Source organism: Serratia sp. SCBI (assembly GCF_000747565.1).
Taxonomy (GTDB): Bacteria; Pseudomonadota; Gammaproteobacteria; order Enterobacterales; family Enterobacteriaceae; genus Serratia; species Serratia ureilytica.
Window position 1 is genome coordinate 4,327,993 of sequence record NZ_CP003424.1, and the last position, 16,730, is coordinate 4,344,722.

13 protein-coding genes are annotated in these 16,730 nt (G+C 60.2%); 11 read left to right on the forward strand and 2 right to left on the reverse strand.

From position 1 onward, the window contains the following. Positions 1–177 precede the first annotated feature (177 nt). From SERRSCBI_RS20215 to SERRSCBI_RS20265, 11 genes are all read left to right on the forward strand, one after another. Complete coding sequence (locus SERRSCBI_RS20215) at positions 178–792, forward strand: helix-turn-helix transcriptional regulator (RefSeq protein ID WP_033644644.1); 615 nt, start codon at positions 178–180, stop codon at positions 790–792. Beyond that, the gene (locus tag SERRSCBI_RS20220; protein ID WP_033644642.1) at positions 793–1,689 is read left to right on the forward strand and encodes a queuosine precursor transporter; all 897 of its coding nucleotides are present in this window, start codon (positions 793–795) and stop codon (positions 1,687–1,689) included. Beyond that, positions 1,667–2,506: an NADPH-dependent 7-cyano-7-deazaguanine reductase QueF gene (queF, locus tag SERRSCBI_RS20225; protein WP_033644641.1), complete on the forward strand. Its 840-nt coding sequence runs from the start codon at positions 1,667–1,669 to the stop codon at positions 2,504–2,506. The genes SERRSCBI_RS20220 and queF overlap by 23 nt, the downstream gene beginning before the upstream one ends. Positions 2,507–2,629: 123 nt before the next feature. Then, positions 2,630–4,777, forward strand: a complete 2,148-nt coding sequence (locus SERRSCBI_RS20230) for a phosphocholine-specific phospholipase C (RefSeq protein ID WP_042785380.1) — start codon at positions 2,630–2,632, stop codon at positions 4,775–4,777. 86 nt (positions 4,778–4,863) lie between these two features. After that, a complete protein-coding gene (locus SERRSCBI_RS20235) occupies positions 4,864–6,000 on the forward strand; it encodes an ABC transporter substrate-binding protein (RefSeq protein WP_033644639.1) in 1,137 nt (378 codons plus the stop codon). Positions 6,001–6,160: 160 nt separating this feature from the next. Next, the gene (locus SERRSCBI_RS20240; protein WP_033644638.1) at positions 6,161–8,284 is read left to right on the forward strand and encodes a TonB-dependent siderophore receptor; all 2,124 of its coding nucleotides are present in this window, start codon (positions 6,161–6,163) and stop codon (positions 8,282–8,284) included. A 186-nt stretch (positions 8,285–8,470) separates the two neighbouring features. Further along, positions 8,471–9,442, forward strand: a complete 972-nt coding sequence (locus SERRSCBI_RS20245) for an aminoimidazole riboside kinase (protein WP_049866710.1) — start codon at positions 8,471–8,473, stop codon at positions 9,440–9,442. Between the two features lie 151 nt (positions 9,443–9,593). Beyond that, the gene (locus tag SERRSCBI_RS20250) at positions 9,594–11,003 is read left to right on the forward strand and encodes a carbohydrate porin (protein WP_033651352.1); all 1,410 of its coding nucleotides are present in this window, start codon (positions 9,594–9,596) and stop codon (positions 11,001–11,003) included. Positions 11,004–11,066: 63 nt separating this feature from the next. Further along, entirely contained in the window at positions 11,067–12,437 is a 1,371-nt protein-coding gene (locus tag SERRSCBI_RS20255; protein ID WP_033644635.1) for a sucrose-specific PTS transporter subunit IIBC, read from the forward strand. Continuing rightward, a complete protein-coding gene (locus SERRSCBI_RS20260; RefSeq protein ID WP_042785381.1) occupies positions 12,437–13,846 on the forward strand; it encodes a sucrose-6-phosphate hydrolase in 1,410 nt (469 codons plus the stop codon). The genes SERRSCBI_RS20255 and SERRSCBI_RS20260 overlap by 1 nt, the downstream gene beginning before the upstream one ends. Before the next feature lie 21 nt (positions 13,847–13,867). Further along, the gene (locus SERRSCBI_RS20265) at positions 13,868–14,911 is read left to right on the forward strand and encodes a LacI family DNA-binding transcriptional regulator (protein WP_033644632.1); all 1,044 of its coding nucleotides are present in this window, start codon (positions 13,868–13,870) and stop codon (positions 14,909–14,911) included. 56 nt (positions 14,912–14,967) lie between these two features. On the opposite strand, the gene exbD is transcribed toward SERRSCBI_RS20265, so the two are convergent. Further along, positions 14,968–15,390, reverse strand: coding sequence for a TonB system transport protein ExbD (exbD, locus tag SERRSCBI_RS20270; RefSeq protein WP_004937307.1), 423 nt, complete (start codon positions 15,388–15,390; stop codon positions 14,968–14,970). Positions 15,391–15,393: 3 nt separating this feature from the next. Beyond that, positions 15,394–16,371, reverse strand: a complete 978-nt coding sequence (exbB, locus tag SERRSCBI_RS20275) for a tol-pal system-associated acyl-CoA thioesterase (RefSeq protein ID WP_084587980.1) — start codon at positions 16,369–16,371, stop codon at positions 15,394–15,396. Positions 16,372–16,730: the final 359 nt, after the last annotated feature.

The following is a 16,730-nucleotide window of genomic DNA, read 5'->3' on the forward strand; positions in this document are numbered from 1 at the left end:
TCATTTCCCCAAACCGCCTTCCGCATCCACGTCGCCCGTCCCCCGCCAAGCCGCTGACAGAAAGCAATAATTAACGAAAATAATCAGTCTGTTATCCTATTCCCTGCGCCTTTTTATCTGGACAACGCCAACGCGTAAGATATAGTGAAGCCAGCGTAATGTTTGTAAGGACAGCCTATGAAAACCCCCAACGCACAGCGCAAAATCAACATCATTAAAAATATTGAATATCTAATGCGTACCCGCGGTGAAACCAAGGCTTCCTTTTCCAACCGCAGCGGCCTGACGCGCACTACCCTATACAAAATTCTTGATGGAAGAGTGAACAACGTTCAGCAATCCACCGTTAATCGGATTTCCGATTTTTTCGGTGTCTCCTGTGAAGAGATCGAAGACTACGATCTGGAAAAACTGGAGCTGCTCAACGAAACGTTGTCCACCGAAGGCAACAAGAACCCTTCCGCCATTCCGGTGATCCCGCAGTCGCGCTATCTGGCCGTCTCGCAGCGCAAGATCGGGCAACTGGTCACCGAGTTTCCTTTGACTTATTTCTTCGGCGATGAGTCGAACATGTTGGCAATGAAAATAGAGACCGAAATTAAAGGGTCATTCATTCCGGGCGAAGTCATTATCATTAAACGTCCGCCGGTACTGATTTGCGATTCACCTTTGCTGTATCACTCGGGAAAAAGCGGCTTCTTTGTGGTTGACGACAAAGACAGCGAAAGCATGGACAAACGCCTTCAGGAGACGGTGCAATTCCTGGGTTATATCGTTGGAGAAAGGTTATAAATGGAACCGAATCAGAAGTTCAAGCTGTTGGGCTTCACCCGACATGGCACCATCGCGGCCAATGTCATGGTATTGGCCACCGGCAAAACCATTACCATGGGGCTCAATGAGCTGGCCGACAGCGAAATATCGGAAGATCTGAGCCGGCACGAGCTGCAGGCGCTGTACCGTAAACTCTACGGCGACAATCAACAAAAAACCGCCTATGAGCTCAGCGATCGCCATGAACGTTCCTGGTACGCCTACCTGATTATTACCGTGGCGCTCAGCGTGATTTATATCTTCTCGACGCTGTGCGGCGTCAAGCCGATCCAAATTCCGGTGCTGAATCTCATCACGCCGCCGGCGATCTTCATCTATCCGCTCACGTTCATCCTGGTGGACATTCTCAACGAGTTCTATGGGTTGCGGCTGGCCAGACGCACCATCATCATCTCGTTCATCGCCAACCTGACCTTCGTTCTCGGCGTCTGGGTGACGACGCTGGTGCCGAGCATTCCACAGTGGGAGTACAGCGAGACCTACAACGGCATCGTGCACAGCATCATGGCGGTGCTGGTGGCCTCTTCGGCGGCCTATCTGATCTCCGAGAACGTCAACTCCTATCTGCTTTGCAAGATCAAAGAGTTGACCAACTCCCGCTACCTGTTCGTGCGCGTGATCACCAGCACCGTAATCGCATCGGCCATCGACAGCGTGGTGTTCTGTACGCTGGCGTTCTACAACGTGCTGAGCTGGGACATCATCAAAACCATGATCCTGTCTCAGTTCCTGATCAAGGTGGTTTACGCCCTGCTGGGCGTCGGGCCGATTTACGCCACCCGCAGTCTGTTTAACCGCTACATCAATACCGAACAAGCAAAGGGCAATGAATATGCATATCCAAAAGCAAGATAAGATCACCCATCTTGGCGCGAACTCCGATTATCCGGACCAATATGCTCCCGCATTGCTCGAAGCCTTGCCGCGCGCACGCGGCCGCGATCTGATCGGCGTGGACGAACGGCAGCTGCCGTTCAGCGGCTTTGATCTGTGGACCGCCTTCGAGTTGTCGTGGCTCAACGGCAAGGGCAAACCGGTGGTGGGCATCGGCGAATTTACCTTCCCGCACTCCTCTTCCAACCTGATCGAATCCAAATCGTTCAAGCTGTATCTCAACAGCTTCAACCAAACGCGCTTCGACAGCGTGGAACAGGTGAGCGCCGCCATGCAGAAGGATCTGTCGCAGGCGGCCAATGGCCAGGTCACCGTCAAGCTCTATCCGGGTCTGGAAGGTTATCCGGCGCAGATCGATCGTCTGCCGGGCATCAACATCGACGATCTGGATATCGCGGTCGACGACTTCGCCTTCAAACCGGAATACCTGAGCGGCGCGGCCGATCAAGGGGAGCACGTAGCGGAGACGCTGTCTTCCAATCTGCTGAAATCCAACTGCCTGGTCACCAACCAGCCGGACTGGGGCAGCGTGGTGATCCACTATGAAGGCCGCAAAATCGATCGCGAAAGCCTGCTGCGCTACCTGATCTCCTTCCGCCAGCACAACGAATTCCACGAGCAGTGCGTCGAGCGCATTTTCAACGACATCAAGCAGAGCTGCCGCCCGGAAAAACTCAGCGTGTTCGCGCGTTACACCCGCCGCGGCGGCCTGGACATCAACCCCTTCCGCAGCGATTTCGAAACGGCGCCGACGCTCGGCCGCCTGATCAGACAGTAAGCCCCATCCCCCAATGCTCCCGCCAGGGAGCATTGTTTCTCTCGCTTTCATCTCCCTGTTATTTTTCGCCATTATCGTCGTCAGCGGCTATCTTCAAAGCACACTGACGGAGATTAACGACGCATGCCTGACCTTTCTCGCAGAGACATCCTGCGGGCTGCCGCCATCGGATCGGCGTTCTCGCTGTTGCCCGCCTCGATTCGCAAAGCGCTGGCCATTCCCGCCAATAACCGCACCGGCACCCTGCGCGACGTCGAACACGTGGTGATCCTGATGCAGGAGAACCGCTCTTTCGATCACTACTTCGGCACCTTGCCGGGCGTGCGCGGCTTCAGCGATCGATTTACCATTCCACTGCCCGGCGATCGCCTGGTCTGGCAGCAACAGGGCGCCGAACGGCTGGTGCTGCCCTACCATCTGGACAGCAAACGCGGCAACGCCCAGCGCGTCACCGGCACGCCGCACTCGTGGGTGGATGAGCAAGCCGCCTGGGATCACGGCCGCATGAGCGCCTGGCCCACCTACAAAACGCCGGCCTCGATGGGCTACTACCGCCAGCAGGAGCTGCCGTTCCAGTTCGCGCTGGCCAACGCCTTCACCCTGTGCGATGCCTATCACTGCTCCATCCACGCCGGCACCAACACCAATCGGCTGTTCCACTGGACCGGCACCAACGGCCCGTCCGCCGCCGACGTGGCGGTAGTGGTCAACGAATGGGACAGCCCCGGCCCGGCAGAGATCGGCTACCGGTGGACCACCTATCCGGAACGGCTGGAGGCGAGCGGCGTCAGTTGGAAGGTGTACCAATTCCTGCCGGACAACTTTACCGACAACCCGCTGGCGGGCTTTCGCCAATACCGCGCCGCCAGCATTCAGGTGGGCAACCCGGCTCGGCCGCCAAAAGACTTCAACGCCTTCGTGCCTTATCGCGACGAGCTCAACGCGACCGCGCCGCTGTACAAAGGCAACGGCAACACCCTGCCGGCCGCCGACGGCAACGATCTGGACGCCATGCTGGCCGGATTCCGCACCGACGTGCAGCAGGGCAAACTGCCGCAGGTCAGTTGGATCATCGCGCCGGCGGCCTATTCGGAACATCCCGATCCCTCCAGCCCGGTGCAAGGCGGCTGGTTCACGCAAGAGATCCTCAACGCGCTGACCGACAACCCGGAGGTGTGGAGTAAAACCGTGCTGCTGGTCAACTACGACGAAAACGACGGCTTTTTCGATCATATGCCTTCGCCTTCCGCGCCGTCGCTGCGCGAAGACGGCAGCTTCGCCGGTAAATCGACGGTGCCGTTCGATACCGAGATCTTCCAGCACGTGGCGCCGCCCGGCTCGCAGGACCAGCCGCCGCCGGACGGCCGCATCTACGGCCCCGGCCCGCGGGTGCCGATGCTGGTGCTGTCGCCCTGGAGCCGCGGCGGCTGGGTCAATTCGCAGGTCTTCGATCACACCTCGGTGCTGCAATTCCTGGAAAAGCGCTTTCAGGTGCATGAACCCAACATCAGCGCCTGGCGCCGCGCGGTGTGTGGCGATCTCACCTCGGCGTTCAACTTTGTCGATCCTAACGGCGAAGCATTGCCGAGCCTGCCCGCCACCAGCCGCCACGCCGCCGACGGTCTGCGTCAACGCCAGGAGCAGCTGCCGCAGGTGCCGCTGCCGCCGCCCGCCCGCCAGCGTTTGCCACACCAACGCCGCCTGGCGCGCCCTTCTCGCGCACTGCCCTATCAACTGCACGTCGAGGCCAGCGTCGCGGCCGAGCAGCGGCGCGTAACGCTGAACCTGTTCAATACCGGCGAGCAAGGGGCGGTGTTTCACGTCTACGACCGGCGAGATCTGACGCAGATCCCGCGCCGCTATACCGTCGAGGCCGGCAAGGCGGTCAGCGACGACTGGCAGACGGAGGACGAGTACCATCTGTGGCTGCTCGGCCCCAACGGTTTTCATCGTGAAATGCGCGGCGCGTTGAGCCGGCCGCAGCCGGAAGTGCGTTTGCGCCCGACGGGCCGCAGCCTGCTGCTGCAGTTGGATAACCCGGGTGCCGAAACGGTGACGGTCACTCTCGACCGCTGCCCTTACTCGCAACAAGGCCCGTGGCCCATCACGCTGCCTGCGGGCGGCAGCCACCGCCAAACGCTTGACGCCCGCGCCAGCGGCGGTTGGTATGATCTTGCGCTGCACAGCGCCGGAGGCTGGCGCCGCCGCCTGGCGGGCCGACTGGAGGATGGCGAACACAGCGTCAGCGACCCGCTGATGGGCCAGGAGTAGCCTATCGACAGCGAAGAGGTTCAAAAAGCGAAAGGATATCGCTTATCATTGCGTTCTCGTTCCTAGCCGATTACTCAAGGATCTCCATGTCCGCTGTTCTTATCGCCAAAGCCGGCCGCTGGCTGGCCGCCTGCGTTTTGCTGTTGGCCGGCGCCGCTCAAGCCGCGCCGATCGTCGTTACCGATGTCGCCGGCCGTCAGGTTACGCTGCCGCAACCGGCCAAGCGCGTTATCCTGGCCGACGCCCGCGCGCTGTTGGCGCTGAATATTCTGCATCCGCAGGAGCCGCTGAAAAACATCATCGCCTGGGACAACTCGCTGAAGGTCAAAGCCCCGGATCTGGTTGAGGCCTATGCGAAAAAATTCCCGCAGGTCATGCAAATCCCCACCTTCGACAACCCCTACACCAGTGACTTCAGCGTGGAGAGCGCGGTGGTGCGCCAACCGGATCTGATCATTTTCGACATCGGTCTGCTGAGCAAATTGAAGGACAGCGGCGTACTGACCCAGCTGGAAAAAGTCGGCATCCCGGTGCTGATCATCGATTTCCGCCAGCAGCCGCTGACCAACACCGTCGCCAGCATGGCGCTGTTGGGCAAAGTGTTTGACGAGCAGCCCAACGCCGACGCCTTTATCCGTTTCTATCAGCAACGCCTCGAGCTGGTGCGCCAGCGCGTCGCCACGCTGAAACCGGAGCAGCGCCCCAGCGTCTTCATCGAACGCAGCGCCGGCATCAAAGGCGAGCAGTGCTGCAATACCTTCGGCAAAGGCAGCTTCGGGCAGTTTATCGATACCGCCGGCGGCGACAATATCGGCAGCAAACTGTTTTCAGACATGGGCGGTGAAGTGAACGTCGAACAGGTGATCGCCAGCAATCCGGATTTCTATCTGCTGACCGGCGCCGACTGGAGCCGTGGCCATCGCGGTACGCTGGCCGTGCCGCTGGGCTACACCACCGATATGGCCACCAGCCAAAAGAAACTGGCGCATCTGCTGGATCGCACCGGCATTAACGTGTTGAAAGCGGTGAAAGAAAAACGCGTGATGGCGATTTATCATCAATTTTACGACACGCCGCTCAACTTTATCGCGGTCGAGGCGATCGCCAAATTCCTGCACCCGGCGCTGTTTAAAGATATTGATCCGCAAGCGGATATCGAAAGCGTGCACCAGAAATTCACCGCGCTGGATTACAGCGGGGTCTTCTGGCTTACGCCGCAATAATCCCCGCCAGGGCCCGCCAACCGGGCCCTGCTACCGGCATCCTTCATGTAGTTACCCGCTTAACTATTCCATAACAATTCTATTTACTTGCCAATAATTATCATTAAGATTGTCGTTTCTAAAAAAACACATCCGGGTCTGAAACTTCTAAGGCATTATTATGTCAATTCTTTTTCGCCTCTCCCTGCTGGCGACCTCTATCGCCGTTGCGTTCCCCATCCTTGCTGCTGATAACTCATCTCAAAACGATGCCGATACGGTAACCGTCGTCGGCAACTGGCTGGACAACCCTGATACCAGTTCGGTGCTGCTCAACCATCCGGGCGCGCGATCCATCGTCACTCAGCAGCAGATGCATGAGCAAGGCGACCAAACCATCGCCGACAGCCTGCGCGGTGTGCCCGGCGTGCAGGTGCGCGACAGCAACGGCACCGGCGGCAGCGACATTTCGCTCAACGTCGGCGTGCGCGGCCTGACCTCACGCCTTTCTCCGCGCTCCACCATTCTGATGGACGGCGTTCCGTTGGCCGTCGCGCCTTACGGCCAGCCACAGCTGTCGATGGCGCCGCTGTCGATCGGCAACCTGCAATCGGTTGACGTGGTGCGCGGCGGCGGCGCGGTGCGTTACGGGCCACAAAACGTCGGCGGCGTGATCAACTTCGTCACCCGCGACATTCCAAAAGCGTTTGGCGGCACCGCCGGCGTGCAAACTCAGGGCGCCAGCCACGGCGGCCTGAAGACCCTGACCAGCGCCTCGGTGGGCGGCACCGCAGATAACGGCTTCGGCGCCGAGCTGCTTTACTCCGGCCTGCACGGCCAGGGCTACCGCGACAACAACGACAACACCGACATCGACGATTTCATGCTGAAAACGCGTTATGCGTTCACCGATCGCGACGAACTGCTGGCCAATTTCCACTACTACGACGCCAAAGCCGGCATGCCGGGCGGGCTGAGCAGCGCGCAATACGCGCAGAACCCGTTCCAGTCCACGCGTCCCTGGGACCAGTTCGAAGGCCGCCGCAAGGATATGTCGTTCAAATACAAACATCAGGAAGACGACAAACAGTTCGAAGTGTTGACCTACTTCACCGACAGCTACCGCGGCAGCAACATCGAGTCGGAAGGCACCGGCAAAAATGCCGGGTTGCGGCGCATGGTGTCCTATCCGCGCCACTATTCGACCTGGGCGATCGAACCAAGCTATTCGCAGCTGTTTCGCTTCTGGGATATGGCGCACGAGATCACCCTCGGTTACCGCTACCTGAATGAAACCATGGATGAAAAGGCGTCGCGTTCGGCCTGGTATAACCCGGCGAATGTCGGCGCCACGCCGGATACCCCGGACTATTACCAGCACACCTCCGGCGGCACCGCAGCCAACGCGTTCTATATCGACGATACCATTAACGTCGGCAACTGGACGGTCACGCCGGGCCTGCGTTATGAAAGCATTCGCACCCACGTGGACGATTCATTCAACAACATCAGCCGCGAGAAAAGCTACAGCGAACCGCTGCCGTCATTGAACGTGATGTACCACCTGTCCGACGCCTGGAAACTGTTCGCCAACGCCAACACCTCGTTCGGCAGCATGCAGTATTTCCAGCTGACCAAAGGCGGCAACGGCAACCAGCCTGCGCCGGGGCTGACGGCGGAAAAAGCGCATACCTATGAGTTCGGCACCCGCTACGACGACACCGTGGTCAAGGCCGAAGCCACGCTGTTCTATATCGACTTCGATAATCAGCTGCAATACATCAGCAACGATGTGGGCTGGACCAACATGGGCGCCACCAAGCACAAAGGCATCGAGTTGGCGCTCAGCTACGATCTCAGCGAGCTGAACCGCGCGCTGGACGGCGCCAGCGTCTACACCAGCTATACCTACACCAAGGCCAGCACCGACAAGGGCGACTTCGCCGGTAAAGACCTGCCGTTCTACTCGCGCCAGGTCTATACCGTCGGCACGCGCTACGCCACCGGCAACTGGGTATGGAATCTGGACGGTTACGCGCAGTCCAAACAGCATTCGCCGGGCACCGGGCCGGAGTACGTCACGCAGGAAAGCGCCGATGGTCAGTTCGGCAATATCGCCGGTTACATGGTGTGGAACATGCGCGGGGAATATAATTTCGGGCCGCAGCTATCGAACCTGACGCTGGGCGCCGGGGTGAAAAACCTGTTCGATCAGCGCTACTTTACCCGCTCCAACGACAATAACTTCGGCAAGTACGTCGGTGAACCGCGCACCTTCTTCGTGCAGGGTTCCGTCGCATTCTGACACCACAGGCGCTTCGCTCATCCATACCGCCCGCTCGCATCGCGGGCGGTATTTCCTGCGCCTGACCCGCCCTATTTTTTGATCTTGCTCACTCCCCAAACGCCTGACGCATTATTTCATTGCTTTGCTAAACCGGTTCTTCTATTTTAGCCACCCATCAGACATCGGTAGAAACAGGGATTAAGCATGGCGAATCGCGTATGGGTGCTGGGCGACGCAGTGGTCGATTTGGTGCCAGAAAATTCAAACAGTTATCTTAAATGCCCCGGCGGCGCGCCGGCTAACGTGGCGGTGGGCGTCGCCCGCTTGGGCGGCGACAGCGCCTTTATCGGCCGAGTGGGGCAAGACAGCTTCGGCGCCTTTCTGCAGCAGGTGCTGAGCGAAGAAGGGGTGGATATTGACCATATGCTTTCGGATCCCGAACACCACACCTCCACGGTAGTGGTGGATCTCGATCAGCACGGTGAACGCTCATTCACTTTCATGGTACAGCCCAGTGCCGATCTGTTTTTACAGCCTGACGATCTGCCGGCCTTCCAACGCGGCGAGTGGCTGCATCTCTGCTCCATCGCGCTGTCGCAGGAGCCCAGCCGCAGCGCGGCCTTTACGGCAATGGAAAACATTCGGGCGGCCGGCGGGCGGGTCAGTTTCGATCCCAATATCCGCGAAGAGATCTGGCGCCAACCGGAAGCGCTGCGCCCCTGCCTGCAAAAGGCGTTGCTGCTGGCGGACGTGGTGAAACTGTCGCGCGAAGAGCTGGTTTTCATCAGCCATCTTGACGATGTGGAGAACGGCATCCGCTGGATGATGCAAACCTACCCGTTGCGCCTGTTGCTGGTCACGCTGGGCGGCGACGGCGTCTACGTGCATGACGGCCAACGGCTGCGTCATTTCCGCGCGGCGCCTGTCGTGCCGGTCGATACCACCGGCGCCGGCGACGCGTTTGTCGCCGGGCTGTTAGCGGCGCTGGCGCGCCTTCACGCTTTGCCGCAAGAAGCGCAATGGCCGGCGATTATCACTCAGGCTCAGGCCTGCGGCGCGCTGGCCACCACCGCCAAAGGCGCCATGACCGCCCTGCCGCGCGCCGAAGAGCTCGCCGCTTTTTCTGCGCTGATCCCCTGCATCCACGGCGATCCCCTGGGCGCCGTGGTCTTTTAACCCCACGATTTGCGCACTCGATCACAATAGCTGAATCGGGTTAGCAAACTTGATTGCCAGTCCGCTTCTCGATCGTTATCTTTCGCCATGAAAAACCGGTTTAGCAATTTAGCAAAAAATAATAACAACCCTTCCCGGATGATAGACGATGATGAAAAAACTCAGCTATTTGGCGATAACAACAGGGCTTTTCCTCTCCACTTCTGCCGCTGCGGCCTCCGGCGATGGCAGTATCGAGGCGCGTCTTAACGCGCTGGAACAACGTCTGGCGCAGGCGGAACAGCGCGCCGCTCAGGCTGAAACCCGCGCCACGGCGGCGGAACGCCGGGCGCAACAGCTGGAGCAGCGTACCGCCAGCACCGAGCGGCAAACCGCGCGGGTCGCGCAACGCGCCGCCGCGCTGGAAACGCAATCCCCCGCGACCGGCGCGCTGAAACTGAACGGCTTTAACGATCTGAAGCTATACGGCGACGTGGAGTTCAATCTGGACGGCGCCAGCCGCAGCGGCCAACTGACGTCGTTGAAAGGCAGCGATCACAAGGATTGGAAACCCGGCAACAAAGAGCGCTGGGATATCAACGGCCGCATTCTGGTGGGGCTGGACGGCTATCGCCGCAATCCGGACGGCAACTTCTCCGGCTTCAGCGTCCAGCCGCTGGCGGACATGACCGGCAAAATGAACCTGGACGACGCCGCTTTCTTCTTCGGCAATGAAAAGAACTGGCAAACCAAAATCGGCCGCTTCGAAGCCTACGACATGTTCCCGCTGAATCAGGACACTTTCATTCAGTATTCAGGCAACACCGCCAACGATCTTTACGCTGACGGCTTTGGCTATATCTATATGATGAAAGAAGGCCGTGGCCGCAGCAGCAGCGGCGGAAACCTGATGTTGAGCAAATACGCCGGGGATGTCTATTTCGAACTGAACACGCTGGTGGAAGACGGCACCTCACTGTTCCAGGACAACAGCTACCACGGCAATGCGCTGAACAATAAGAAAAACGTCGCCTATTTGCGCCCGGTGATCGCCTGGAAGAAAGAGGCCTTCAGCATCGCGGCGGCGATGGAAAGCAACGTGGTGAATAATGCCTACGGCTATCAGGACAGCCAGGGCCGCTTCGTCGATCAATCCAAGCGCAACGGCTACGGCATGACCATGAGCTGGAACACCAACGCGGCCGATCCGGATAACGGCGTGGTGGCCAACCTGAGCACCGCCTACCTGGACGCCGCCGGCGAGCAGGACTTGACCGCCGGCGTCAACGTGCTGTGGCGGCGCTTCGAACTGGGTTATATCTATGCGCACAACAACATCAAAGAGTTCAATACCGCCGGGATCGCCGCCGATATCCACAATCCGCTCAGCGAGCCGGGCAACTACGACATCCACACCGTTCACGCGTCGTATCAGATACCTAACATTATGAATATGAAGAATTTCAATGTGTATTTAGGCGCCTATGTTTCGCTGCTGGAAGCCAACGCCGAGAACAAGATCGCCAACGGCGACAACGACCAGCGTTATGGCGTGCGCGCCAGATTCAAGTATTTCTTCTGACATCGATGAACGTATTTCCGCCGCGCAGAGCGCGGCGGCATTTTAATTCAGCAAGGGGACAACATGGACATTACCGCAACCGCCAACGCGCTGTTGCCGCTGCTCGGCGGTAAAGAGAACATCGCCAGCGCCGCCCACTGCGCCACGCGCCTGCGCCTGGTGCTGGTGGACGACAGCAAGGTGGACAAAGAGGCCATCGGCAAACTGGACGGCGTCAAAGGCTGCTTCAGCAACGCCGGTCAGATCCAGGTGATCTTCGGCACCGGGCTGGTCAACAAGGTGCATGCGGAATTCATCAAGGCGGCGGGCGTCAGCGAATCCAGCAAAGCCGAAGCCGCCGATATCGCGGCGAAAAAGCTCAACCCGCTGCAGCGCATCGCCCGCCTGCTGTCGAACATCTTCGTGCCGATCATCCCGGCCATCGTCGCCTCCGGCCTGCTGATGGGGCTGCTCGGCATGGTGAAAACCTATGGCTGGGCGGATGCCGACAGCGCGCTGTTCGTGATGCTGAACATGTTCAGCTCGGCGGCGTTCATTATCCTGCCGATTCTGATCGGTTTCACCGCCGCCCGTGAATTCGGCGGCAACCCCTATCTGGGCGCCACGCTCGGCGGCATTCTGACGCACCCGGCTCTGACCAACGCCTGGGGCGTCGCCGGAGGGTTCCATACCATGAACTTCTTCGGTCTGGAGATCGCCATGATCGGCTATCAGGGCACGGTATTTCCGGTGCTGCTGACGGTGTGGTTCATGAGCCTGTTGGAAAAACGCCTGCGCAAGGTGATCCCCAACGCGCTGGATTTGATCCTGACGCCGTTCCTGACGGTCGTGATCTCCGGGTTTGTCGCCCTGCTGTTTATCGGCCCCGCCGGCCGGGCGCTGGGCGACGGCATCTCCTTCGTGCTCAGCACGCTGATCGCCCATGCCGGTTGGTTCGCCGGCCTGCTGTTCGGCGGCCTCTATTCCGCCATTGTCATCACCGGCATCCATCACAGCTTCCACGCGGTGGAGGCCGGGCTGCTCGGCAACCCCAACATCGGCGTCAACTTCCTGCTGCCGATTTGGTCGATGGCCAACATCGCTCAGGGCGGCGCCTGCCTGGCGGTGTATTTCAAAACGCGCGATGCCAAAATCAAAGCCATCGCGGTGCCTTCAGCCTTTTCCGCCATGCTCGGCATCACCGAGGCGGCGCTGTTCGGCATCAACCTGCGCTTCGTGAAACCGTTCCTGGCGGCGCTGGCGGGCGGCGCGCTCGGCGGCGCCTGGGTGGTGGCCAATCATGTCGGCATGAATGCGGTCGGGCTGACGGCGATCCCCGGCATGGCGATCGTGCAGGCCAGTTCGCTGGTCAGCTATATCATCGGCCTGGCGATCGCGTTTGGCAGCGCCTTCGCCCTCTCCCTGCTGCTGAAATATAAAACGGACGCGCAATGATGGAGGAGCTCAGCTTAATCAAACAGGCAATGCGGGCGGTCATGAACGGCCTGCCACTCGCGCTGCGCGATCCGCACCGCCCGGCCTGGCATCTGGCGCCCAGCGTTGGCCTGCTGAACGATCCCAACGGCTTCATTCAGCACAACGGCGTTTATCATCTGTTCTATCAATGGAATCCGCTGGGCTGCGACCATCGCAACAAGTGCTGGGGACATTGGCAGTCGACCGACTTGCTGCGTTGGGCGCATCAGCCGATCGCCCTGGCGCCGGGCGCCTGTTACGACAGCCACGGCTGTTACTCCGGCTCGGCGGTGGTGGCGGAAGACAAAATCACGCTGATCTACACCGGCAACGTGAAATTCCCCGACGGCTCACGCACCGCTTACCAGTGCCTGGCTCAGGAAAGCGATCGGAGCGAGTACCGCAAACTCGGGCCGGTGCTGCCGCTGCCGGCGGGCTACAGCGGGCACGTACGCGATCCGAAAGTGTGGCGTCATCAGAATGCGTGGTACATGGTGCTCGGCGCGCGGGACTTGCAGGATCGCGGCAAGGTGCTGTTACTGCGCTCCGCCGATCTGCGCGGCTGGCAAGCGCTGGGAGAGATCGCCGGTTCCGGACTGAACGGCTTAGAGGAATTCGGCTACATGTGGGAGTGCCCGGACCTGTTCTCGTTGGACGGCGACGAGGTGTTGATCTGCTGTCCGCAGGGGCTGACGCCGCAGCCGGAACGCTATCTCAACCGTTATCAGGCCGGTTATCTGCTCGGCAAGCTGGATTACCGGCAGGCGGCCTTCAGCCACGGCGAATTCCGCGAGCTGGACGCCGGCTTCGAGTTCTACGCGCCGCAGACGACGTTGGCGGAAGATGGCCGCCGCCTGCTGTTCGGCTGGATGGGCGTGCCCGAGCAAGATGAAGAAGCCCATCCGACGCGCCGTTACGGCTGGATCCACACCATGACCTGCCCGCGCGAACTGTCGCTGCGGCATGGCCGCCTCCACCAGCGCCCGGCGCGCGAGCTGCAACAGCTGCGCGGCGAACGAACATGCTGGCAGGGCCGAGCCGATGACGCCCCCGCCTGCGCGCTGGGGGCCGCGGAGCTGCAGTTGGCGCCGCAGGGCGCGTTCAACGCCGCCTTTGGCGACGCCATGACGCTGAACTGGGACGGCGAAAGGCTGCGGCTGACGCGCGCTTCCCTGGCCGACGGCCAGCCGGAGCACCGTTACTGGCGCGGCCCGGTCACGCATCTGCAGCTGCTGTTCGATCGTTCCAGCGTGGAGATCTTCATCAACCGCGGCGAGGCCGTGATGAGCGCGCGCTACTTCCCGGCCATTGAGCCGCAACTGCGGCTGTCCGGAAACGCGCCGCTGGCGTTGGAATACTGGCCGCTGACGCCATGCATGCTAGAATGACGCATCCTCCGATGACTTCAGATGGCGTCAGTGAAAAAAAATAAACGCATTACCATCAGTGACATCGCCACGCTGGCCGGGGTGTCGAAATCGACCGCCAGCCTGGTGCTGAACGGCCGCAGCAAGGAATACCGGGTGTCCGACGACACCCGCGACCGCATTCTGGCGCTGGCGCACGAGCACCATTATCAGCCCAGCATCCACGCCCGCTCCCTGCGTTCCAACCGCAGCCACACGCTGGGGCTGGTGGTGCCGGAGATGACCAACTACGGCTTTGCGGTGATTTCACGCGAGCTGGAAACGCTGTGCCGCGAAGCCGGCCTGCAGCTGTTGATCGCCTGCACCGATGAAAACCCGGCGCAGGAGATGATGGCGGTGAACAGTCTGGTACAGCGGCAGGTGGACGGCTTGATCGTCGCCTCCAGCCAGTTGAACGACGCAGAATACCAGAAGATCAACGCCGGGCTGCCGGTGGTGCAGATGGATCGCCTGATCGCCGGCTCCGAACTGCCGCTGGTGATCACCGATTCGGTCAATTCGACCGCCGACCTGGTGGAAACGGTCGCGCGCCAACATCCGGATGAGATCTATTTTCTCGGCGGGCAGCCGCGCATTTCGCCGACCCGCGATCGCCTGGCCGGCTTCCAGCTTGGCCTGGAGCGCGCCGGCGTAACGTGCAAACCGGAATGGATCATCAACGGCAACTATCACCCCAGCTCAGGTTACGAGATGTTCGCTCAGCTGTGCGCACAGTTAGGGCGTCCGCCCAAAGCGCTGTTTACCGCCGCCTGCGGCCTGCTGGAAGGCGTATTGCGTTATCTGACTCAGCATCAGCTGATGGAGAGCGACATTCACCTGTGCAGCTTCGACGATCACTACCTGTTCGACTGCATGACGCTGAAGATAGACACGGTCGCGCAAGACTGCCTGGCACTGGCGCAACATAGCTTCGACAATGTCACCGCGCTTATCGACGAGCGGCCGCTGGAACAGAACGCGCTGTATCTGCCGGGCCGCATCCACTGGCGCCATGCCGGTTCCAGGGATTTGTTGGCAAAGGCGTGACATCTCTTTAGCCGTAAAAAAAGGGCGCCTGAGCGCCCTTTATCGTTTTGCTGCCGCTACTTGGCGGCGCCTTCCATGCCCACCAGCCCCACTTTCAGGTAACCGGCTTTACGCAGGGTGTCCATCACGCTCATCAGCGTTTCATAGTCCACGCTCTTGTCCGCCTGGAAGAAGATGGTGGTTTCTTTGTTCGCCTGAGTGCGTTGATCCAGCACCGAGGTCAGCTGATCGGCATTCACCGGCTGATCGCCGACGTAGAGCTGCTTGTCGGCCTTCACCGACAGGAAGACCGGTTTTTCCGGCCGCGGCTGCGGCTTGGCGGAAGAAGCCGGCAGATCGACGCGGATATCTACCGTTGCCAGCGGCGCGGCCACCATAAAGATGATCAACAGCACCAACATGACGTCGATAAACGGCGTCACGTTGATTTCATGCAGTTCGCCGCTGTCGTCCAGATCTTCATTTAAGCGCATCGCCATGACTCACCCCGCCCGCAGTTGATGTGCGTGCTGTGAGCGCTTGGCTTCCGCCGTTGCGGCCAGATCCAGATCGCGGCCCTGCAGCAGCAAGACCTGTGCCGCCACGTCGCCCACCTGGGCGCGATGGCCGCTGATGACGCGGGCGAAGATGTTGTAGATCACCACCGCCGGGATCGCCGCCACCAGGCCCATTGCGGTCGCCAGCAGCGCCTCGGCGATGCCCGGCGCCACGACCGCCAGGTTGGTGGTCTGCGAATGGGCAATGCCGATGAAGCTGTTCATGATGCCCCATACGGTACCGAACAGGCCGACGAACGGCGAGATGGCGCCGATGGTGGCCAGAAAGCCGTTGCCGCGGCCCATGTTGCGGCTGTAGGCCGCCACGCGGCGCTCGAGGCGGAAACCGGTGCGCTCTTTGATGCCGTTGTTATCGTCAGACTCGGCGGACAGCTCCAGCTCGTTTTGCGCATCGTTCAGCAGCACCGCACTGACGCTCTCCGGGGAGAAATTTTGCGCCAGCTCGGAAGCTTCATCCAACGAGCGCGCGTCGGCCAACGCCGACTGCTCGCGGCGCAGACGGCGCTTGGCGCGCAGCAGTTCGCTGCCTTTGGCGAACAGAATGGTCCAGGTCACGATAGACGCCAGCACCAGGCCGATCATCACCGCTTTCACCACCGCGTCGGCGTGCTGGTACATGCCCCAAATGGACAAGTCCATACCGCGGGTTTCCGGTGGCTGGATCGTGGGCGCCGGGTTCACCGGCGTGATGCTTTCCGGCGCGGCGGCTGCAGGCGCAGGCGTGGTGGCCGGCGCAACGCTTTCGGCAACGGCCGGATGGGTCGCCGGCGCAGCCTGCGCGCTGCCGGCCAACCCTACGACCAGCACCATTGAAGCCATCAGGCTGCGGCCAAAGGCCTTGCCCCACTGCGCCCGGCCCTGGCCGAACGATCCTTGATTTAAATTCTTGCCAGCCGTTTTCACGCTGTGCCTCCACCCATTACCGATCAAAATAAGGAATAATTCAGCGTGCGATCATATCAAACCAACCGGGGATTGATAGTAGTTCTCATTATTATTTACCAAATAAACGAGAAAATTTTAGACACCTCCGCAACCAAACGCCAATCCACGCCCGTTCACCGCTAAAAGCCCCTTTTATAGGGCGATTTCGTTACTTTTCTCCCACAACGGCGCAACAACGCCACGCTGCCGAACGGCGTCTCGACCGATGAATGGGCTTCTCTCTGGCCGCTCGGCAGAAGGATGACGCGAAAAATGCGCGGGCGGCAGCCAATTATAGCCGTTTCTATATCCAGAAGTTAAAACGTCTGGATGGCTAT